This is a genomic window from Variovorax paradoxus, assembly GCF_030811855.1.
GTDB classification, from domain to species: Bacteria; Pseudomonadota; Gammaproteobacteria; order Burkholderiales; family Burkholderiaceae_C; genus Variovorax; species Variovorax paradoxus_L.
Genome location: NZ_JAUSRN010000001.1, coordinates 940,963 through 960,815 on the forward strand (window position 1 = coordinate 940,963; position 19,853 = coordinate 960,815).

Annotated in this window: 24 protein-coding genes and 2 pseudogenes; 18 read left to right on the forward strand and 8 right to left on the reverse strand. The window is 62.0% G+C overall.

The features are described from left to right. Nucleotides 1-80: 80 nt before the first annotated feature. The gene (locus J2X92_RS04690) at nucleotides 81-980 is read left to right on the forward strand and encodes a LysR family transcriptional regulator (RefSeq protein WP_307573766.1); all 900 of its coding nucleotides are present in this window, start codon (nucleotides 81-83) and stop codon (nucleotides 978-980) included. 16 nt (nucleotides 981-996) lie between these two features. Here the strand turns inward: J2X92_RS04690 and J2X92_RS04695 are convergent, their stop codons facing one another. The 5 genes and pseudogenes from J2X92_RS04695 to J2X92_RS04715 form a co-directional block, all read right to left on the reverse strand. Further along, nucleotides 997-2,232 carry a dienelactone hydrolase family protein gene (locus J2X92_RS04695; protein WP_307573769.1) on the reverse strand — a complete coding sequence of 412 codons (1,236 nt, stop codon included), beginning with the start codon at nucleotides 2,230-2,232 and terminating at the stop codon, nucleotides 997-999. 43 nt (nucleotides 2,233-2,275) lie between these two features. Next, complete coding sequence (locus tag J2X92_RS04700; protein WP_307573860.1) at nucleotides 2,276-2,800, reverse strand: flavin reductase family protein; 525 nt, start codon at nucleotides 2,798-2,800, stop codon at nucleotides 2,276-2,278. Then, nucleotides 2,774-4,009 (reverse strand): annotated as a pseudogene (locus J2X92_RS04705) (styrene monooxygenase/indole monooxygenase family protein); the annotation flags it as partial. The pseudogene J2X92_RS04705 and the gene J2X92_RS04700, both read right to left, overlap by 27 nt. 14 nt (nucleotides 4,010-4,023) lie before the next feature. Continuing rightward, the gene (locus tag J2X92_RS04710; protein WP_307573770.1) at nucleotides 4,024-5,262 is read right to left on the reverse strand and encodes a styrene monooxygenase/indole monooxygenase family protein; all 1,239 of its coding nucleotides are present in this window, start codon (nucleotides 5,260-5,262) and stop codon (nucleotides 4,024-4,026) included. A 28-nt stretch (nucleotides 5,263-5,290) separates the two neighbouring features. Then, on the reverse strand, nucleotides 5,291-6,082 hold the full coding sequence (locus J2X92_RS04715; protein ID WP_307573773.1) for an SDR family oxidoreductase: 792 nt from the start codon (nucleotides 6,080-6,082) through the stop codon (nucleotides 5,291-5,293). 180 nt (nucleotides 6,083-6,262) lie between these two features. Between J2X92_RS04715 and J2X92_RS04720 the strand changes: the two genes are divergently transcribed. Genes J2X92_RS04720 through J2X92_RS04730 form a run of 3 tightly spaced genes read left to right on the forward strand, consistent with a single transcriptional unit; the run spans nucleotide 6,263 to nucleotide 8,210 of the window. After that, a complete protein-coding gene (locus J2X92_RS04720; RefSeq protein ID WP_307573775.1) occupies nucleotides 6,263-7,261 on the forward strand; it encodes an AraC family transcriptional regulator in 999 nt (332 codons plus the stop codon). Between the two features lie 50 nt (nucleotides 7,262-7,311). Beyond that, nucleotides 7,312-7,803, forward strand: a complete 492-nt coding sequence (locus tag J2X92_RS04725) for a helix-turn-helix transcriptional regulator (protein ID WP_307573777.1) — start codon at nucleotides 7,312-7,314, stop codon at nucleotides 7,801-7,803. Continuing rightward, a complete protein-coding gene (locus J2X92_RS04730; RefSeq protein ID WP_307573779.1) occupies nucleotides 7,800-8,210 on the forward strand; it encodes a VOC family protein in 411 nt (136 codons plus the stop codon). The genes J2X92_RS04725 and J2X92_RS04730 overlap by 4 nt, the downstream gene beginning before the upstream one ends. Here the strand turns inward: J2X92_RS04730 and J2X92_RS04735 are convergent. Both J2X92_RS04735 and J2X92_RS04740 read right to left on the reverse strand, forming a co-directional pair. Then, nucleotides 8,192-8,503, reverse strand: coding sequence for a hypothetical protein (locus J2X92_RS04735; RefSeq protein WP_307573781.1), 312 nt, complete (start codon nucleotides 8,501-8,503; stop codon nucleotides 8,192-8,194). The genes J2X92_RS04730 and J2X92_RS04735 overlap by 19 nt on opposite strands. 482 nt (nucleotides 8,504-8,985) lie before the next feature. Continuing rightward, the gene (locus J2X92_RS04740) at nucleotides 8,986-9,846 is read right to left on the reverse strand and encodes an NmrA family NAD(P)-binding protein (RefSeq protein WP_307573782.1); all 861 of its coding nucleotides are present in this window, start codon (nucleotides 9,844-9,846) and stop codon (nucleotides 8,986-8,988) included. A gap of 868 nt (nucleotides 9,847-10,714) precedes the next feature. Between J2X92_RS04740 and arr the strand changes: the two genes are divergently transcribed. From arr to J2X92_RS04765, 5 genes are all read left to right on the forward strand, one after another. Next, nucleotides 10,715-11,110: an NAD(+)--rifampin ADP-ribosyltransferase gene (arr, locus tag J2X92_RS04745; RefSeq protein ID WP_307573784.1), complete on the forward strand. Its 396-nt coding sequence runs from the start codon at nucleotides 10,715-10,717 to the stop codon at nucleotides 11,108-11,110. 116 nt (nucleotides 11,111-11,226) lie between these two features. Beyond that, entirely contained in the window at nucleotides 11,227-11,556 is a 330-nt protein-coding gene (locus J2X92_RS04750; protein ID WP_307573786.1) for a hypothetical protein, read from the forward strand. A gap of 559 nt (nucleotides 11,557-12,115) precedes the next feature. After that, nucleotides 12,116-12,739, forward strand: coding sequence for a site-specific integrase (locus J2X92_RS04755; protein WP_307573787.1), 624 nt, complete (start codon nucleotides 12,116-12,118; stop codon nucleotides 12,737-12,739). Nucleotides 12,740-12,846: 107 nt separating this feature from the next. Beyond that, nucleotides 12,847-13,068 (forward strand): hypothetical protein, encoded by a 222-nt coding sequence (locus J2X92_RS04760; RefSeq protein WP_307573788.1) that lies wholly within the window; start codon nucleotides 12,847-12,849, stop codon nucleotides 13,066-13,068. Nucleotides 13,069-13,232: 164 nt separating this feature from the next. Beyond that, complete coding sequence (locus J2X92_RS04765) at nucleotides 13,233-13,754, forward strand: hypothetical protein (RefSeq protein WP_307573789.1); 522 nt, start codon at nucleotides 13,233-13,235, stop codon at nucleotides 13,752-13,754. Nucleotides 13,755-14,232: 478 nt separating this feature from the next. Here J2X92_RS04765 and J2X92_RS04770 read toward each other — a convergent pair whose 3' ends face one another. Beyond that, nucleotides 14,233-14,643, reverse strand: coding sequence for an SMI1/KNR4 family protein (locus J2X92_RS04770; protein WP_307573790.1), 411 nt, complete (start codon nucleotides 14,641-14,643; stop codon nucleotides 14,233-14,235). Between the two features lie 65 nt (nucleotides 14,644-14,708). Here J2X92_RS04770 and J2X92_RS04775 point away from each other — a divergent pair, with 65 nt between their 5' ends. The 9 genes and pseudogenes from J2X92_RS04775 to J2X92_RS04815 all read left to right on the forward strand — a co-directional run. Next, nucleotides 14,709-15,191 carry a hypothetical protein gene (locus tag J2X92_RS04775; RefSeq protein ID WP_307573791.1) on the forward strand — a complete coding sequence of 161 codons (483 nt, stop codon included), beginning with the start codon at nucleotides 14,709-14,711 and terminating at the stop codon, nucleotides 15,189-15,191. Nucleotides 15,192-15,298: 107 nt separating this feature from the next. Continuing rightward, on the forward strand, nucleotides 15,299-15,706 hold the full coding sequence (locus J2X92_RS04780) for an energy transducer TonB (protein ID WP_307573793.1): 408 nt from the start codon (nucleotides 15,299-15,301) through the stop codon (nucleotides 15,704-15,706). Between the two features lie 146 nt (nucleotides 15,707-15,852). Beyond that, nucleotides 15,853-16,095, forward strand: coding sequence for a hypothetical protein (locus J2X92_RS04785; RefSeq protein WP_307573795.1), 243 nt, complete (start codon nucleotides 15,853-15,855; stop codon nucleotides 16,093-16,095). A gap of 259 nt (nucleotides 16,096-16,354) precedes the next feature. After that, complete coding sequence (locus tag J2X92_RS04790) at nucleotides 16,355-16,618, forward strand: hypothetical protein (protein ID WP_307573797.1); 264 nt, start codon at nucleotides 16,355-16,357, stop codon at nucleotides 16,616-16,618. A 53-nt stretch (nucleotides 16,619-16,671) separates the two neighbouring features. Further along, nucleotides 16,672-17,193, forward strand: a complete 522-nt coding sequence (locus tag J2X92_RS04795) for an HD domain-containing protein (RefSeq protein WP_307573798.1) — start codon at nucleotides 16,672-16,674, stop codon at nucleotides 17,191-17,193. Nucleotides 17,194-17,815: 622 nt separating this feature from the next. Next, nucleotides 17,816-18,115 carry a hypothetical protein gene (locus tag J2X92_RS04800; RefSeq protein WP_307573800.1) on the forward strand — a complete coding sequence of 100 codons (300 nt, stop codon included), beginning with the start codon at nucleotides 17,816-17,818 and terminating at the stop codon, nucleotides 18,113-18,115. A 104-nt stretch (nucleotides 18,116-18,219) separates the two neighbouring features. Further along, nucleotides 18,220-18,693, forward strand: coding sequence for a GFA family protein (locus tag J2X92_RS04805; protein WP_307573801.1), 474 nt, complete (start codon nucleotides 18,220-18,222; stop codon nucleotides 18,691-18,693). Nucleotides 18,694-18,925: 232 nt separating this feature from the next. Next, entirely contained in the window at nucleotides 18,926-19,492 is a 567-nt protein-coding gene (locus tag J2X92_RS04810) for an RDD family protein (protein WP_307573802.1), read from the forward strand. Between the two features lie 189 nt (nucleotides 19,493-19,681). Then, a pseudogene (locus J2X92_RS04815) lies at nucleotides 19,682-19,759 on the forward strand (DUF1272 domain-containing protein); the annotation flags it as partial. Nucleotides 19,760-19,853 lie beyond the last annotated feature (94 nt).

Below are 19,853 nucleotides of genomic sequence, written 5' to 3' on the forward strand. Positions count from 1 at the left end.
GCTTTTTCATGGTGTAAATGATTGACGCGCCGCACCTTCAGGTCCAATACTGTTTTCTTGAAAAGGCATATGCACAGCGTATGGCAGCACCTGACTTCAGAACGCTCCGCTACTTCGTGGCTGTCGCCGAGGAACGCAGCGTCGGAAAGGCGGCGCGTCGGCTCAACATGGCCCAGCCGCCGCTGTCGGTCCACATCAAGAACCTGGAGGCGGCGGTGGGCACACCGCTGTTTCGCAGGGCGGCGCGCGGCATGGAAATCACCGACGCCGGCCATGCGCTCTTCCAGCGCGCGAAGGAAGCGCTGCTGCTTGCCAATGAAGGATTCGACGCCGCGCGCGCCATCGGCTCGGGCAGCCGGGGCCGGCTCACGGTCGGCACCATGGTCGTGCTTTCCTACCTGATGCTGCCTCGCCTGGAGAACGCGCTTCGCGCGAAGCTGCCGGACGTGGAGATCAAGTACGTGGAGCTGAATGCCGCCAACAACGTCTCGGCCATCGCCGATTCGCAAGTGTCCGTGGCCATCTGCATTCCGCCCATCGCCCACGCGGGCATTGCGGTCGAGCGCATCGGCACTCAGCCCTTGATGCTGGCCGTGCGTGCGGATTCGCCTTTGGCCCGGATGGCCAGCATTCCGCTGGAGCGGCTATCGGGCATGCCCCTCATCGGGCTCCCCATGCCCGATGGCGACATCGACAAATCCATCATTGCTTCGATGCTCAGGCGACACGATGTGAGCATGCCGATCGCGCAGCGCGTGGAGACCATGGTGTCGGCGTTGGCGCTCGTGCTGGCGGGCAGGGGCGTGGCCATCTTGCCCGCCTGCGCGCGTATCGGCCGGCCGCCGGGCGTGGTGTTCAGGCCCTTGCGCAACGTCGACGCGAAGATGGACATCGCCGTGTGTTGGCGCAGCGATTGGCAGAGCCCTTTGATCGAGCCTTTCCTGGCGTGCGCCCGCGCGTCTCTGCGCCAGGCGGCCTAGCCGATAGTGCGTGCTCTCATCGCTGTAGCAAGCCGTTCGATGGCAGCGTCTCGTCCAGCAGCTTGCGCGCCGTCTCGACGCCGGCCACCGGCAGCAGTTTCGGATCGAGCAGGCCCACCTGCACCAAGACGCTGGCCTGGTCCCAGTAGATGTGCTCGTGGTAGAGCTTGTCGCCGCGGAACTTGACCACCGCCAGCAACGGAATTTCCACCCGCTTTCCGGTCGGAGGAACGCCCGGCAGCATCCAGGGGATTTCCGTGGTGTGCGTGAAGCAGAACAGCATCTCGTCGACCACTTGCGTGGCGCCCACGGTGCGCGAGACCGGCACCAGGGAGGTATCGGGCGGATTGCTGTTGACGAAGTGGTTCGTGTAGAAGTGGTGCAGCGCCTTGTAGCCCACGCCGCCGGTCATGGTCGGAATGTGGTTGACGTACGGCTCCGGCACCATCGTTTGCATCGTGTCGTCGACATTGCGCGTGCTGAACTCGTATTCGCAGTGCTTGTCCCATAGCGCGGCCAGGTCGTGATGCGGGCCGATGGCCGACTTGAGCGTGGCGATGCTGCGCTCGTGGGCCATGAGCGCCGAAGGGCGGTGGTAGTGCTCGCCGCCCGTGCGTGCAAAGGCGTGGTCGACACCCGGGTACACGTGAACCTCGACGTTCGGCCGGCCGCGCAGCGTCTGCACGATGCGTTCGCGCGCTTCGGGTGGACAGAAGCCGTCGAGCTCCGCCACATGCAGGGCGAGCCGGCAGCGGATGTTGTCGGCCTCGTCCAGCGCCGCATCGATGCCCACGCCGTAGTAGCCGACGGCGACGTCCGCGTCGGTGCGGCACGCCGCCAGGTAGGCCAGCTTGCCGCCCAGGCAGAAACCGAGCACGCCGACCTTGGCGTCCTGGACTTCGGGCCGCTGGCGCAGCGTGCTGATGGAAGCCTGGATGTCTTCCATGCCACGGGCCTCGTCAAAGCCCTGGTACAGCGCGAATGCACGCTGCCAGTCGTCCGGCGAGTAGCCGAGCTCGACGTCGGGCTGCTGGCGCCAGAACAGGTCGGGCACCAGCACGACGTAGCCTTCCTCGGCGTAGTAGTCGGCCACCTCGCGCATCGTTGCATTCACACCGAAGATCTCCTGCGCGAGCACCAGGCCCGGGCCGCTGCCTGAGCGCGGCACGGCAAGGTAGCCGCTGAAACTGCCGCTGCCGTCGGTGGCCGGGATGCGGATTCGGGGCGTAGCGCCGGGTGCTTTTTCCTGCATGTGAACTGCTCCGTTCAAGGGTGGGAGGGTGCGGGCCATGCGTTCATTGCACGCATTCCGGGTGTCGCGTCGTCACCTGGTAGTAGCCCGAATGAAAAACCAGCGGCTCGCCATCGAAGCGGTCGTAGCGCTCGACTTCACCGATGAAGATCAGGTGGTCGCCGCCATCGTACTGCTTCACGTTGCGGCAGATGAACCGGGCGATGACGCCATTCAGCAGCGGCACGCCGGCCGCGCCTTCGCAGCATTCGACCCCGCCGAACTTGTCCGCCTGCGGTGTCGAGAACTGCCGCGACAGGTGATGCTGGTTGGCCGCCAGCACGTTGATCGCGAAATGGCTGGCGCCGGTGAAGTCGGCCACGCTCGGCGCCTGCCGGGCCAGGCTCCATAGCACCAGCGGCGGGTCCAGCGAGACCGACGAGAACGAATTGGCGGTCATGCCCACGCGGCGGCCGTCGATGGACCGGGTTGTGATGACGGTCACGCCGGTGGTGAACTGTCCGAGCGCCTTGCGGAAGTCGCGCCGGTCGAAGCGGTCGCAAGCCGCCTCGCGCGCCCGGGTTTCCAGGAAGCGGTCTGCCTCGGCGGCATCGAACCACCAGGGTGCGAAAACGCGCGGGTCGTCGAAGCCGTTGGCGATGGTGCTCGCAACCGCGGTCAGATGGCTCGCGCTCTGCAGCAGCTTCTGCAAGTGCGGCGTCGGCGGTGCGAGCAGGCTGTGGGTCCAACAGGTGGCCCAGCGGGCATAGCCTTCCCAATAGCGGTCGAAGGTCGCCTGCATCCACGCCGCGTCGAACGGTGCATCGCCGTGTTCGAAGATCCGTTTCAGGTAGATGTCGGCGCACTTGGCCGCGTTGTTGGAGCCCTGGCCGGTGATCGGATCGTTGAGCACCACCACGTCGGCCAGGCCCAGCACGCGGCGTCCCGAAGGCAACGTGGCCACCGGTTTGCGCACCGTCGGCGCGAAGCGGCCCGTGAGGATGCCGTTGTCGTCGGTCAGCTCGATGTCGGTGCAGCGTTCTGCTTCCCAGGGCAGGAAGGTGTCGAGAATCCGCTTGCTGCGCGCGAGATGCTCCTGCGGCGTCTTCACGTCCGCCCAGCAATCCATCGGGCCGCCCGGCACACCCTCGAACACCATGATCTCGCAGGGGCCCGTGGTGGTCAGCGCCGGGAACACGAAGTATTCGCCGACTCCGGGGATCAGGTTGAAGCACACGCGCGCATGGGGCAGGGCGGGCTTCATTCCCTTCACATAGGTGAGTGCCAATGCACGCTGGGGCTGGTCGAATGGCGAGCGTTCGGTGTCGCGCTCGAACAGTTGCGAAATCTCGCCCTTGCCACTGGCGACGACCACGAGGTCATACGCCGCCGCGCAGGCTTCCAGCGCGGCAAGCCCGACGTCCTGCAGCACCAGCCGGCCGCCACGCTTCTCGAACTCGGCCATCCAGGCGGGTATCTTGAGGCGCTGGTCGACCGACTGCGCGGGCCCGTCGAGCCGTGCGCTCCATTCGATGGCCTTGCCGCCTTCCGGGTTGCGCACTGCGAAGCCAATGCCTTCCACGGCGGGGCATTCGTCGGCCCACCAGTCCAGTTCCAGTTCGCGCTCGGTCTGCAGTGCAGTCTCGAACATGCACTGGCTGGACATCACCGGTCCTTCGAAGATCTCTTTTGCTGTGCGGTTCGAAAAAACCGTCACCTCGTACCGCGCGCGCTGCAGGCCGAGCGCGAGTTGCATGCCGGACTGCCCGGCGCCGACGATGGCCACGCGTCGCTTCATGCTTTCACTCCTTGCTACGCGACGGCCGCGCAGGTTTCGATGTAGCGGTCCGCTTCCGCGGGATCCGCAAACCACGGAAAGAAGGTGCGCGGATCGTCGAAGCCGTTGGCGAAGGCGCTGGCCAGCGGCGGCATGGCGCCGGCGCTGCCGAGCAGCTTGAGCACATGGGGCGGTGGCGGCGTCAGCAGCATGTTGGTCCATTGCGTGACCCACTGCGCGTAGCCGAACCAGTAGCGGTCGAAGGTCTGCTGCATCCACGCCGCATCGGCCGCGCCATTGCCGCGCGCAAGGATGCTCTTCAGATAGGTATCGGCGCATTTGGCCGCGTTGTTGGAGCCCTGGCCGGTGATCGGATCGTTGAGCACCACCACGTCGGCCAGGCCCAGCACGCGGCGCCCCGAAGGCAGCGTGGCCACCGGTTTGCGCACCGTCGGCGCGAAGCGGCCCGCGAGGATGCCGTTGTCGTCGGTCAGCTCGATGTTCCCGCAACGCGCGGCTTCCCATGGCGCGAAGGTGTCGAGAATCCGCTTGCTGCGCGCGAGGTGCTCTTGCGGCGTCTTCACGTCCGCCCAGCAGTCCATCGGGCCGCCCGGCACGCCCTCGAACACCATGATCTCGCAAGGCCCCGTGGTGGTCAGCGCCGGGAACACGAAGTATTCGCCCACGCCCGGAATGAGGTTGAAAGACACCGCGGAGAAAGGCGCGCGTGGCGTCATTCCCTTCACATAGGTCAGCGCCAATGCACGCTGCGGTTTGTCGAAGCTGGACTTGTGGGCGTCGCGCTCGAAGAGCTTCGAAATCTCGCCCTTGCCGCTGGCAACCAGCGTGAGATCGTGGCTTTGGGTGCAGGCCTCGAGTTCGTCGATGCCAGCGTCCTTGAAGACCAGTTCGCCGCCCTTCTTCTGGAACAGGTCCATCCAGGCGGGAATCTTCACGCGCTGGTCGACCGACTGCGCGCTCGAATTCAGCCGCGCGGTCCAATCGATGGCCTTGTCGCCCTTTTGCTCGGGGTGCGGCACCGCCAGCCCGATGCCATCCACCGTGGGGCAGTCCTGCGCCCAGAGGTCCAGGCCCAGGTCACGCTCGATCTGCAGCGAGGTGTGGAACATGCACTGGCTCGACATGACCTTGCCATGGCGGATGTCCTCGCCCGTGCGGTTGCTGAACATCGTGACCTCGTAGCCTGCTGCGAGCAGTCCGAGACCCAGTTGCAGGCCCGACTGGCCCGCGCCGACGATGGCGATTCGCTTCATTGCTTGCTCCTTGATGCTCCGTTCGGAGCTAGTCCATCAACTTGGGAATGGCGGGCACGGCCTGCTCGGGACCCATGGCGGCATAGCCGCCGTCCACCGCGTAATCGGAACCGGTCACAAAGCTCGCATGGTCCGAACAGAGAAACAGCACCACCTGCGCCACCTCGTCCGGATCGCCGACGCGCCCGAGCAGATGAAAGGGCGCGGCCACGCGGTCGGTCTTGGCGCGGTCGCCGCCGCTGAGCCGGTCCATCACGGCCGACCATGTCCAGCCTGGCGACACGCTGTTCACGCGGATGCGGTCCGGCGCCAGGTCCATCGCCATGTTGCGGGTGAGCTGCGCCATGGCGGCCTTGCTCACCGGATAGAGCCAGCGCCCGGTTTGCGCCACGCGCGAAGAGATGCTCGTGAAATTGACCACCGCCCCGCCACCGGCCGCGACCATGTGGGGGTGCACCGCCTGCAGCATGGCCACTGCGCTTGCCACGTTCACGTTGAACGAAGCGAGCCAGTCGGCGCGCGGCGACTTGAAGCCGTCGTCCAGGTAGGAGCACGCCAGGTTGATGAGAAAGTGCACACCGCCGTGCCGCGTGGCCGCCTGCGCCACGCAAGCCTGCACCTGCGCGTCGTCGGTGATGTCGGTGCGCACGAAGTGCACCCCGGTGCCGAGCGAATCCGCCAGCACCTGGCCGTTGTCGGCATCGATGTCGGCGATGACGACCTTCACACCCGCCGCGTGCATCGCGCGCACCACACCCGCGCCGATCAGCGTGGAGCCACCGGTGACGATGGCGCTCTTGCCTTCGAGTCCCTTGAACATGACGTTTGCTCTCCTCGGTTGATCAGGCAGGCCGGGTTGGCCTGTAAAGAGAACGTTATGGGAGAGCAGGCCCTTGGCGAATCCCGCAAACGCAAGGCCGTGTCCCTGGCGCGCAGGTTTTTATCGAGGGCTGGTCCGAATTGTGGGCGGGGATGGTTTTTGCTAGGGTGCCTTGGCCCCATGGACACCGCCACGACTCCACCGCTGCCGCTGCAGCGCTACCGGCTTTTCGAGAGCCACGACATGGACGAGGCCCGCGAAAGTGTGGCACGCGTGTTCTGTCCGCACGGGCTGGTCATGCTGCGGCCCCGCACCGAGCTCGATGCCTGCCATCACAGCGCGCGCCTTCATCGGGACGTGAGCCTCAACTATGTGCAATACGGCCCCGGCGTGCAGATCGACCCCGGCTACCTGCAGGATTTCTTCCTGTTGCAGATTCCGTTGCGCGGCGGCGCCGAGATCCGCTGCGGCGCGCAGCATGTGGACGCGACGCCTCGCCTTGCCTCGCTGCCTTCGCCGACCGAGCTGCTGTCGATGCGCTGGGCCGACGACAGCCCGCACCTGATCGTGCAGCTGTCGCGTTCCGCGCTGCTCTCCCGGCTCGAAGCCTTGCTCCAGGCGCCCGTCAGGCAGCCGCTGGTGTTCGACCTTGGCGTGCCGCTCGATAACCCCGCCCTCGCGCCCATGGTGCACTTCATCGACTATCTGCGGCTCACGCTCGACGCCGGCAACGCACTGCAGGCCGGCGGTCGCCTGGCCGAGCATGCCGAGGAGTACCTGATGGCCAGCCTTTTGATGTCGGCGAGGCACAACCACTCGTGCGCCCTGGCGGGCGACGCGCAGCGCAGCCTGCTGCCGCGCGTGGTCCGCAGGGCACAGGAATACATGGCGGCGCATGTCGAGCAACCCTTGTCGCTGGCCGACGTCTGCCGCGAAGTCGGTTGCAGCGCGCGTGCGCTGCAATTGGCGTTTCGCCAGCATGCGGGCCTGGGCCCGATGGAGTTCCTGCGCGAGCTGCGCCTGGACAAGGTGCGCGCCGAGCTGCGGGTGCCGGGCCATGGCGGCGTGCGCGACGTTGCGCAAAAATATGGTTTTCTCCACATGGGTCACTTTGCGGCGCAATACCGAACCCGCTTCGGCGAACGACCCTCGGAAACGCGAACGCAGCGAGCCTTCTGACGCATGACCGTTGCAGGTCTGATCGAAAACACGTGCTCGCGCGTGCCCGCATGAGCGCAAGCCCCGCCATCCAGGACCCCGACCTGTTGCGCCGCCTTCTGCGCGCCAAAGACCGCATGGACGCCGCATCGCACGAGGAGTGGCCCGTCGGGCGGCTGGCGCAGGTGAGTGGCGTGTCCGAGGCCCACTTCGCGCGGTCGTTCAAGCAGGCCTTCGGCATCCCGCCGCACCGCTACCTGCTCACGCGGCGCATCGAGCGCGCAATGGCGCTGCTGCGCGACACCGACCTGCCCATCACCGACATTGCCTTCGACACGGGCTGGGCGAGCCTGGGCACCTTTGGGCGCACCTTCCGCGACATCACCGGTGAAAGCCCGAGCGCGGTCCGCGCGCGCGGCAAGCCGGCGGCGCACGAGATCGGCCGCGTACCCGTTTGCATCGCCAACGCCGCGCGCCGGCCCGATCTCACGACCGCAGTTTCGGAGAAGCGGCGCCTCGAGGCCGGCGGTACAAACGAGTCCCAACAACAGGAGAGTCCATGAAAGAGGGTATTGAAGTCGTCGGTTTGTACGTGCGCGATCAAGACGAGGCGCTGGCGTTTTATGTGGAGAAGATCGGTTTCCGCGTCCATACGGACGTGAAGAACGGCGACTACCGCTGGCTCACGGTGCAGCACCCGGAGCAGCCGTCGTTTCAGCTCGGCCTGGTCACGCCTGGGCCGCCGGTGCTCGATGCAGCGACCGCGCAAGCCGTGCGCGCCCTCGTGGCCAAAGGCGCGATGCCGCCGCTCGTGCTGACGGTGGCCGACTGCCGCGCTGCCTACGACCGCATGCTTGCCGCCGGGGTGGTGTTCACGCAGGAGCCGGTGGACCGCTTCGGTACGGTGGACGCCGGCTTTCGCGACCCGTCGGGCAACGGCTGGAAAATGATTCAGGGGCGCGAGCGTTGAAACACCGGGACGTGCACGTCCCATTTTTGCGCGGAGCCCGCGGTCCGGGTGCATTCCACCGCGATGACCCGGCGGCTGCGTTTCAGTAGTTTGCTTTCGGCACTGGTGTCGAACCACCAGATCTCATGCCACCGTGCCTTTAGGGCGACGGCACATCGAGGAACGAGAACTTTCAGATTCGGATCCAGCGCCGCCCATTCGCTCTGGGGGTTTCTTGCGTTCTCCTGGGCCACGAAATTGCGCGCTTCCTCCCGGATCTCGTACAAGCCGTGCACCGCGTCGTTGGAACGCATGTCCTCGATGCTCGTCGACGAAAAGCAGTGTGTCGCCCAAATGAGCAGACACAAGGGCAGAAGGTTGTGATGGTTGTGCATGCAGTTCGCGCTGAGGTGTTTTGGTTAACGGACCGCTGCTGCGATCACAAGTGTCGACTGTCAGAAGGATTGAGTCCCGCGTCCCATGGAGTCAAATACTTGCGCGCCGATCAATCACCGCGCTAGGAAACCGTTGTTTTACTTTGGTTGGAATTCTCTGGGGTTTGTCCCCTTAAGTTTGGAATTTAGCGGCTAAATTGCGACCTCGACGCCCTCGCGCAGGCCCGCTCGAATGGCAATAGTGAACGGCTGAATTCGGCCAAGACTGGCCGGTCGCCTTCCCGGCACAATGCGGCTGGAAGCGGTCGTTGCGACTCCCCAGTGCCGCAATGGCGGCAGAACTCAACACGGTCGACCCTGACACCGCCGACGAGACCTTCGCTGCAGTTTGCGCTCGGGCTCTAGGCTTTCGCAAGCAGATCGCGGATATAGGCCTCGAGAGTCGTCGCGCCTCGCAGCGCGTCGTCGGGCATGTCGAAGCCGCCGTCAAGGCTGACCGCTGTCATGCGCGCATAGGAGTCCGCGGCAGCCTCGGAGAAGCCGAGGCCCTGGAACGCCTCTTTCCACTCGTCGCGCGGGATGACATCGACGCCCACGGGCGCGCCAAGCGCCTGCGAAAAGGCCTTCGCCACGTCCGCCGAGGAATAGCGTCTCGGTCCCCCCACATATCGGATGCCGGTGTCGTCCGGCGTAGAGACCAGTCTCTGCGCTGCGATCTCGCCCAAGTCGAGCGGCGCGACCATCGGAATGAGCAAGTCGGCGGGGTACATCGTCTGCAGCGTTCCGGTCTTGCGGACAGCGTCGAGCTGGCCGTCCCAGTTGCTCATGTAGTACGCGCCACGGTTGATCGCCGCAGGGATTGGTTGCCGGCGCAGCCCTTCTTCCAGTTCCCATAGGACGTTGAGGTCGCCGATGCGATCGCCGGGCTGCGCGCCAGCGGTCGAAGCCGCGACGACCTTCTCCAGCCCCGATCCGTCCAGCGCGGCAAGTATGTTCGCGACCGTTCGCCTCTCGACTGCATCGGTGTCCGCAGACGTATCGGCGTTTGGGTTGAGCAGGAAGGCACGACTACCGCGCCGGAATGCAGCGCGCAGTGACGCCACTTCGTTGACGTTCGCCTCCACGATTTCGACACCTTCCCTGAGGCACGCGCCAGCGCGGTTCGCGTCATGCGTGACGATCGTTACCTGTTCGCCGCGCGCAAGCAGCGCCGCCGCTGTCGCCGAGCCGACGCGACCCGTTCCACCCATGATGACGTACATCTGCGCTTCTCCTGTTCGTCGCGTGTGTAGGAACGGATAGCTTTGCGGCTAAAGGGAGACTCGTCTGTAGGTGTGATTCGACAACGGGTGATCTGCGTATCTCGCCACCATCTGCAGACCCCCGGAGTGAAACTGCCGAGTAGCTTCGGCTTGCTCGAAACGAGGGGGGCTTTGGAGAATTCTGTACAGCCGCTTTGGGCCCCTTTGCGCCGACCGGTCGTGAGGCTATCGAAGTACGTTTCTCGAGGTTAATTGGGGTGACGAAATCGAACTCATTGTTGAGCGATGGAATGTCCTTGTCTCCGTACCGCTCCAGGTGACTGGCGGCGGGGAGACGAACTCAAATTGCTCCAGGTTTCACTCATCGCTTTATCGTCCAGGGGCGTGAATCTCTCGTCCAATATGCCGCCTCGCGCGGCGACAGCTTTATCGCGTTCATCACGATGAGCGCGCTCGTTGCGCCCGTGGTTGACATGCGTTTTTGCACACTATCAATCGGAAATAGCGACTTGTTGTTTTGCCCCCCCGCTGCCAAACGAATGGGCAGATCTTGAATCGCAGTTGGGACGCGAAACCATCGATCGGGCTTTCAGTCGACTGCCACCAACCTTTGAAGAGTTCGCATTGTTCCTGGAGTAGCTGCAGCCGAGGCACAAAAGGCTACCTAGATCCAAACCAAAGTTCGGCTTAGGGCCCAAAGCCCCACCGGCCGCAAGCGGCTACAGTCGGCCAAAAGGGAATATCCGCAAAACCAACCAAGAAGCCTGAGGTTCAGCAACCAAAGGGGGCCCTCATTCATGACGGCTCACGTGAAAATCGCCCCGAGTAAACTCCGCGGCTTTTCCTTTCTGGAGAGGAGCTACCCGCGATGGCTGTCTTGGACACCGGCCCCTACTTCCACGGCACGCGGGCAGACCTCCAGGTGGGCGACCTGCTCACCGCAGGCTTCCGCTCAAACTACGACGGCCACGTCGTCATGAACCACATCTACTTCACCGCCTGGCCAAAGGGCGCCGGACTGGCCGCCGAAATGGCGAAGGGCGACGGCCGTCGCCGCGTCTACATCGTCGAACCCACGGGCGCCTTCGAGGACGACCCCAACGTCACCGACAAGAAGTTTCCGGGCAATCCCACACGCTCGTACCGCAGCCGGGAGCCGCTTCGGATCGTCGGCGAACTGGAGACCTGGGAACTCTTTGATGCGGAGTACATCGGGCAGCTCAGGGAGCGCGTACGCGTAGGCATGGGAGAGATCATTAACTGAATCCCGCCCGCCAAAGCGCGCTCGTTGCTCGGATACCATCCTGTCGACGCACTTCCCGCCCACCGCTCACCGCACAACGACTCGATGACAGGCGTGCCGCTATTTACTACTCGCTGATGCTCCTGCTCGGATTTGCCTGCTACAGATTTGGGCAAAACTTGCTTCGGAAGCCGCGTTGGAATGAGAACGGCGAACGCACCGAAGGACTTGTAGGACCGGTGGGATTGCTCGTGATTACTGGCATGGCCTGCTACCTCTTGTTTGCGTTTCTGCGCGCGCTGGTTCGGGGTGAGGTGCCATGCGTCGGCAAGGCTTGCAGGATTCAGATCTACACCCTGGCGGCAAACGCGGGCGATTACTGGGCCAACATGTTTACCCTCGCTTGGATGGTGCTTGGCCTGAGCTATGCGGTCTATGTGACGCTCAAGATTTGGTTCCGAGAGTAGCGCCGGAGGGGCGGCGAACAGCGATGGGGACCGGCGGCCTCCGTTCGCAACGGTGGCGTGCCCGACTTCAGTCGGCCAGAACCGGACTTCCGCATGAGAACGATGCCACCACATGAGCAATCTCGATTGCACCGGGGTTACCTTCACGAGGTACGCGTCCATGCAGATGGCCTTCACAGTTGCCAAGCGCTCGGACCAGCCGGTGATGCCGCTAGACGCATGGTTGGCGAGAGCACCTGCGTGTGGGTGTTTTGGGCGAGATGTCATCTCGACGCGATGAACGTCTACTACGACTTCACTGACGGAGGAACGTACAAGAGCGATGAGCCCTGCGACCGAGAAGACTACCCTTCGGCTTGGTACGTCGAACAGGGAGCGTCTCTCGCCATCATCTACAGACCACCGTGGTGTGAAACGGCCGAGTAGCTTCTGCTTGATCGTTGAACGCAAAAAACGGCCAACGTAGGGCGGCTTTGGAGAACTCTTTACAGCCGCTCAGGGCCGGCAGGCGCTCCAACTGGCGCAAAGTTTCGATCCCTAAACTGCATAGGAGATCGCCATGGACGCTCTCACCATCTCAGCACCACGGCCCCCGTGGAACAAAGACAAACTCGTGGGGCAGAAGCGGCCTTTCAAGCTCAAGGAAATTTGGGCGATCCGCACTCGGCTCCAATTGTCCCGTCGTACTCGAGACCTTGCACTTTTCAATCTCGGAATCGACAGCAAGCTCCGAGCATGCGACCTGGTCAAGCTCCGGGTCCGCGATGTTGCCAACGGCGATCGGACGGCCGCACGGGCGAACGTGGTCCAGCAAAAGACCGGGCGACCGGTCCAATTTGAACTCACCGATCCAACGCGTGAGGCTGTGTCGAGCTGGATCAATCTGGCCCACCTTCGTTCCGAGGACTTCCTGTTCCCGAGCCGGGTGCATTCGTCTCCGCATCTCGGGACCAGGCAGTACGCCCGCATTGTTGATGGTTGGGTAGAGGAGATCGGACTGGACCCGGCCGAGTACGGCACCCACTCAATGCGCCGGACCAAGGCGTCCTTGGTCTACCGCCGAACGAAAAACCTTCGCGCGGTGCAGCTCCTGCTCGGCCACACCAAGCTCGAGAGCACAGTGCGCTACCTCGGAATCGAGGTCGAGGATGCACTAGAGATGGCTGAGCAGACGGAAGCCTGACGGATCCCTGGCGCTCTGGTTGGCGGGCGCCAGTCAAGGGCAAAATGCGGCCACTTCCAGACGTTGACGACGGTTGGCGCTCGGGGTGCCTAATTAGTAGGATTCTGATGAAAACCTTCGACCTTTATGCCCGCGTCTATGTGGCTGCCAGTGGCGGCTGGAAGGCCACCTTCCTGGGTACGATCTGTAGTGAAGCCGAGCAGGTTCAGACTGTGAAGGGGCCAGAGAACTACTACTGGGTCGAGTTCGACGAACCTCAGGAGGATGTATCGGGGCCTGACCTTTATCGGAAGGCCCAAATTCTGAGCTGCTATCTGGAGTCGGTGTAGTGTCGGTGCACGGGCCGCATCCGGCCAGGACCAGACATTCGCCAAGACTTGCCAAATGCGTGATGCGCTTGTTTCCCATGTTCCCATCTCGGCTCCCTTGCCGGATTGCTCTCGCGATGGTGGGCCAATGGGCCGCGCCGGGGCGACAGCGGATAATTAAAAACATGAGCACCGCTAAAACGAAGAAGCAAGGCCCTTTCCCTCCCGCCGAAGCCCTCATCCACTGGTTTGATGCGCAGACTTCGTCGCATCAGATTCAAGTCTCGTTGCACGTGGTTGAGTCCGTCCCATCGCTCTATGAAGTGCGGTATGACGACCCGATCCCGCATTTCCGGGAGTGGCTCAGAGCGCCGACCCAACGAAGCGCCGAATTGATCGCTCGGCTCGGCGTGGTCAAGGCCATCATCGACGTGTGTTTCGGCGTCCGGATCGCGAGCGCTGATGTGCCGGCGTTTTCCAAGGCCAACGTGGCGTTGAGACTCGCGGAATACAAATCCAAAAACGACGCGGCGGGCGAAGAAATGTGGCGAAGGATCCGGGAAAACAGTCCCATTTTCGAGGATCGCGACGCTAACTTTTTCCTGTCTTGGCGAGACCTATGTGAGGGAAAAGGTCCGCTGTCTGACAGGTCGCTGTATCAGTGGACATTCGACGAATCGAGTCGAGACAGCCCTCTGCTGGACTGAGCCGGACCGCCGCGTGGGGCCTGATGTGAGAGCAGACTAGGACACAAGGGCGTGTCATCGAGCGGCCAGAAGCGGAAGTTCGCATTGAGCACAGGATTCGCGCATGACAAGTGATTGGAAGAAGCTCTATTCATTTCTGTTTACCGCCGTGGTTGCAGTTGGCTGCTCAGTGCCCCGGGACCGGGTAGAGCGAGTTGAGCTGCTCGTCTTGCCGAACATGTACGTGGTCGACGGCATTGACTTTCAAACGCCGGCCGACGCAGTCGCAGCCGTTCTGGCAAAGCAGCCGGCTACAGTGGCCCTTCCTGCTTGCGGTGCGATGGCAACGAAGCGAGTCGTTGCCGCAACGGAACTGTTGAGGGCCAACTTCGGAGGGACCATCACGATGTCGGTCCTCGGACAAGGCGAACGTGGCTGCCCTGGGTACTCCTCATAGTCCGCAACCCGCAATCGGCCAAGAGCGGCCGTACACACAGGCTCAATCGATGAGGCCTTTCAGCAGGAAGGCTTCAATCGACGGCGATAGCCGGTCCACCTCCGTATCGCTTCCCTCAGGCTCCACAACAATCTCGCCAGTCGCTCGGTCGATACCGAAGGGCTGCCCAGCGCCATCCCACCCGATGAGGAAGAAATTCGCTCTCCAGCCGTCGGGCTTTTTCTCTCCCAGATGCTTTCGATGTGAGCCGGCAAGCTGTTCAATTCCATCGATCCATTCGCTTCCCACGACTCCGCCGCCGCACGCGGCGAGGAACCAGCGAAAGTCTTCCGGGATGGGACCGAACTCCTTCTCGAAGAAACCGAGGGCGTCTTCCGTGGCGGGCGCGTATCGAATTTCCTCGGATCGAGCCAACCAGAGCTCCAGGATGAGCGCGCGAGAAGTGGGATGCATCGTGCTGAAGCTACCATGGCGCCGCACACGGGGCAGAATCCGGCCACTAGCAGACTTAGCCAACCATGAAGCTGCCCCGTATCTCCTGGAGGTTTTTCGCACTTGCTGCTCTCGTAGGCGGAGCCCTTTTCAACGAGAAGGTTCTTTCACGAAATCCCGACCTGGAGAGGAGGCTCGTTGGCTGTTGGGTCGGAACTGCAGGCAGTGACTCACCTTTTCCCGGATCAGTCGTGTTCAAGTTCGAGGCGGACGGGACATTCAAGGGGCGTGGTGTAGAGAGCCTGATCACTGACAGGAAGCTGTCTAAGGCCGTGAGGGCATCTGGCACTTGGAAAGTCCAAAGAAGCAAGTGGACACTTAAGTACACCGAGTCGAATGGGACTCTGCTATTTCCCCGCCCCGGAGCGGAGTGGAACTTCAAGGTTTTCGATGTGACCGATGACGCCCTGGACGCCAGAGGCTGGGGAGCGAATGGGCGAAGCTTTAGTCTTGATCGAATCAACCCCAACTCTGTTCAGTGTGTTGGGGAAGCGGGGGTGTCGGCCTAGGCTAGCTCGCGCTTTCTGAGCTTCCACTTCGGGCCATTTGCGCCAATGTGGCGGCGGGCTACAGTCGGCCAATTGCCGACATTCGGAACGAACGTGGAAACAAGCACATGAGAACCCTTGCGATTGCTGCGCTTCTCTGTGGCGTGCTCGGTATGGAAGGTTGCGCAACCAGCAGCGAGGCCGACGCGTGGCCGGACAAGGTCGTATCGTCGAACCAACTTCGACTGGCCGAGCCACTGCAACTCAGAATGCCCCGGCGAAACACGAATGACCCCATGCCCAACGGAACCGCTGTGCTGCGCTTACACGTGGACGAGAGCGGCGCCGTGCGCAAAACATTGCTGGTCAGCAGCAGCGGAAGTGCCGTGCTCGATAGCGCCGCAGCGCGAGCGCTCGTTGGCGCCAAGTTCATCCCCTACCGCAAGGCAGGGGCGGCCATACCGGTCACCACGCTGATGCCGATGAACGTCAAAGCTTCTGCGCATTGCCGCGGCCTGAGCCCATTGGACTGCTGAGGAGACCGCGCTTCGTCTCCGTGGAGGCCGCGATGCAATGTCGCACAGCCTTGCGACACCGAACTACTCGGCTACATTCGGCCAGGAGCGGGCCTTCAACGAAGCGGCAGAATCCGGGCCAAGACCAGACGTCCAGCACCACATCTATGAGCATCGCCTTGTGGCTTCTTCTGTACGCTGCGAATTCGCTGTTCGTGTATTGGGTTGTATGGGCCGGCGGTGCGGCGAAATTTGAGGGATGGCGCTCGCTCCTCATCGTCGACTGGCTGCCAGCCGTCACCTGGACATCGGAGCAAATCGCGCTCTATACGCTTCTGATTTGGACTGGCCACACACTTTGGTTCCTAGTCGGCCTGTTCGTCCCAGAAGCAAGAACATTCTTTTGGTAGCGGCTCGTAAGCCACGCTCATCGCCCGTTGCAGACCACCAGGCTGAGTGCCGCTTTTCTGCGAAGCTTCGATGACTGCAACGAGCCCGAAGCCGGGCGACCCTCACAGGCGACAGTCGACCACAACCGGACATTGATCCCGCAAACGAAAATCCACCCGATGGCGGACATTCAAGCCCTATCGGTAGCCCGTGGCGACAACTCCACCTACTCGCTAACAGCGGATGCGCCCAAAATCCGGTACGACGAGGACTTCAAAAATGAGCAACCAGTCATGGTTAGACGAACGACGAGTCGATCTCATCGCGATGCGAGTGGAGGCCACCTCTCGAGGACCTTGGGCCGCATCAATCGAAGGTGAAGATCACACTAGTGGTTCAAGCTGCATCATTACTGCAGATGGCTCAATGGACCTGAGTGGTGCCTCGGATCACGACATCGCGTTCATCGCCAACGCACGCCAAGACGTTCCATATCTTGTCGCGGAGCTTCGCAGGCTCGCGGCGATTCTTGAGTCTCGTTGAGTAGACCTCTGTCGGCCATGAGAAGTTGGTCGATTCTGAGTCAGAATTCCATGATGGAACCCTCTAAACTTTCCGCTGCCCGCGCCTATGCGCTCAGCATGCACGGCGCGCAAATGTATGGACCACACCCTTATTCGCACCACTTGGATGCGGTCGCAGCGACGCTCGCGCCGTATGGCCTAACCGCTCAGGTCATCGGGTATCTGCACGATGTTGTGGAAGACACTGGTGCGACGATCGCCGAAGTCTGCTCCCGCTTTGGCGAAGAAGTCGCCGCATGCGTAGCACTCCTCACGGACGAACCTGGCGCGAACAGAAAAGAGCGCAAGTCGAAGACGTACGCGAAGCTGGCGAAAGTAGCAGGGTCGGAAGAGCTCGCGCTGATTGTGAAAGCCGCTGACCGCCTCTCGAACGTGCGGGCGTGCGTGGCTGATGCCAATCGTGACCTTTGGAACCTTTATCGCAGTGAGCATGCGGTGTTCAAGGCATCCGCATTTAGGCCTGGCCTCTGTGATGAACTTTGGTCTGAACTCGACGGACTGTTGCGTGATGACAAGCTGCCGCAGGCGGCGTGACTGGAATCCGCCGCCAATAGCGGACCTTCGTCATACACTTTCAATAAACAAGATCACCGCCGCATGAACATCTTGGCTCCCATGGTTGCCCTCGTTGCTGTGACTGGACTCATCGTCTGGATGTTCTTCAATGCTGGCCAAGCGGTCCCACTCGCCGGGTATGTTCTGGGTTCAGTATGCTTTCTACTCGTGCTCGGCATTTGGGGCCTGATTGCGGTTGACGACTTGGACGGTCCCGGTGCTAGCCTGGGTTTAGCGATCACATCTACGGTATCGCTCCTTTGTCTCGGCGCCGGAATAGGACTTGTCGCGGGCGCAATGAAAAGTGTTGCACCTGTCGTGGGCTTCGGGCTCGGATTGGCAAGTTTCTGCGCGATTCATCTTTGGATCTTTCGGTCTACCAGTCCATGGGTGGGCGCTTCGCTCCTGCTGGTTTGCTGCATCGGGGGCATGGCCGTAGGAGCATTTCAGAAGAGAGGTGCTCTCGGCCCCTGGGGCACAGCGGCGCCGACAAACTCATAGGCAAGAAGGCCACCACCTAAGCCGGTGACCAGCCCACGGCCGGCAAGAGTCGGCCAAAACCGGTCGCTCAAGACAGGCGGCTACTGAGGAGATTTTTTCGATGGCTTGGGTTCGAGACCTCGACAGCTTGTATAACTTTATCGGGTACGTAGTGCTTCGGGCGCCCGACCAGTTCCCAAGAGAAGACTACTTGCGTGACGATGAGCAGCTGACGCTGGAGAAGGCGTTCGAGGAACTGCGAACCGGCGTGCAGTTCGTGCAAGCTGACTCTCCCGAGCGCCAAATTTCCAGCGAATTGCAAGGCATCCTTGACGAAAGCCTTGCTCTTTACCGCGCCGGCGAAAGAGTCGCGGCGGCACATCGGCTGCAGGATTTCTCGTCTGCCATCTTCAAGGAGTGAAGCGCGCGAGAGGCTACAGTCGGCCAAAAGCTGACGGTCAGACCTGTGGCAGGATTCAAAGATATCGCCTTGCGTCATCAAAGAATTGAACCAGGAGCTTCAAGATGTCGTTTGTTCTTGACGGTGGCTGCCTCTGCGGAACTGTCAAGTTCCGCGTCAAACAGGCGCCGCTTAGAACCCTTGTTTGTCACTGCACTTTCTGTCAGCGGATGACGGGCTCCTCGTTTTACGCCAACTCCGTATTCCCCGTCGAGGCAGTCGAGTTCAACGATGGCGAGATACGCAAGTACGAGCACACATCGGATGTAAGCGGGAAGAAAGTCTATGTCGAGTTCTGCCCAACTTGCGGAACGACCGTCGGCCTTACCTTTGAGCGCTGGCCCAATCTCCGCGCACTCTCTCGGGGTTGCTACGACAACCCCAATGCGGTGGAGGTAGCGGCGAACATTTGGACCCGCTCGGCGCAGTCGGGCATCGCCCTGCCGGCTGAGATCGACTGCTTTGTGAAGGCAAGGCTGACACCCGAAGGGCAGCCGGAGCATCCTGCCAAGTATCCAGTACCAGTCATGGCCCGGTAGTAGCTCAACGATGCTCAATGTCTCATTTGCGAGCGCCAAGACTGTTTCGGCTTCGATGATCGCTTTTGGGGCTCAAGTATCTAAATACCGCCGCAGGCTACAGTCGGCCAAAAGCGTCCTTTCGGCCTCGGCCCTCGAAAGCGCGTGCGCGCTGACCGAGTCTTAGATAACAATCGACTAAGTGCCGTCTTTTGGCGTCGGCATATAAGAATCCGAATTGACAGAGGGAAACATGGACGCCGCATATCTCAGGCAACACTACGACCGCCTTGAAACTGACGAGTTGATCCGTCTTCGCTCGACTGACCTGACGCCTGAGGCCAAGGTCGTGCTCGAAGCTGAATTGGCGTCGCGGGATGTTGCGCACTCTTTTTCTACAGTGCCTGCCAGCGCCTCTGCGCTGCGCCCGCTCGACCAGTCATTGCTGGCTCCGCTGTGGAGGCGATTTGTAGCTGCGACACTCGACTATGCTGGACTCTTCTTCTTGCTGTTCGGCGTGAACTTCCCAATATATCTGTACACCCCGAAGACCTTCTCTGATTTGGTTGGATACGCATCCATCGGGGTAGCCTTGGCATACTTGTTTTTCAAGGATGGCCTGAATGGTCAAAGCTTCGGGAAGCGACTCCTCAAGATCAAGGTTTTGGAGAGGGCTACAGGTGACTCATGCAGCCTGCCTCGCTCTCTAGTCCGCAACGCGTTTAATGGACTGGGCTTCATTGATTGGCTATTTGCCCTCGGCCGTGAAAACAGACGCCTCGGCGACCATGCTGCAGGCACATACGTTGTGAACGCCTAAAACACCTGTCGTCGGTGCGGAACAAATTCGATGTTCTAGATGGGCTGCTTTGGGAGCCGGACACGGCCGGTAGGGGCCCTTCGCGACGGTAGCGCGACCGGCTACAGTCGGCCAAGACCGGACGGTCGCCTGTGTCGCCCAGTTCGCCTTCGTTTAAGCTCCACCGACCAAGCTTTCTGAGGTTCCGCCATGCTTCAAATGCGCCCAGGGTGTGAGTGCTGCGACCGAGATTTGCCGCCGGATTCAGCCGATGCCCGCATCTGTTCCGTAAGCGCGGCCTCAAGGCCCTCTTGACGTCGACTTGTTGACGGAGTCGACGGCGCTCAGACGTCGAGCACATGCCGCAGGACATGGAACGGTA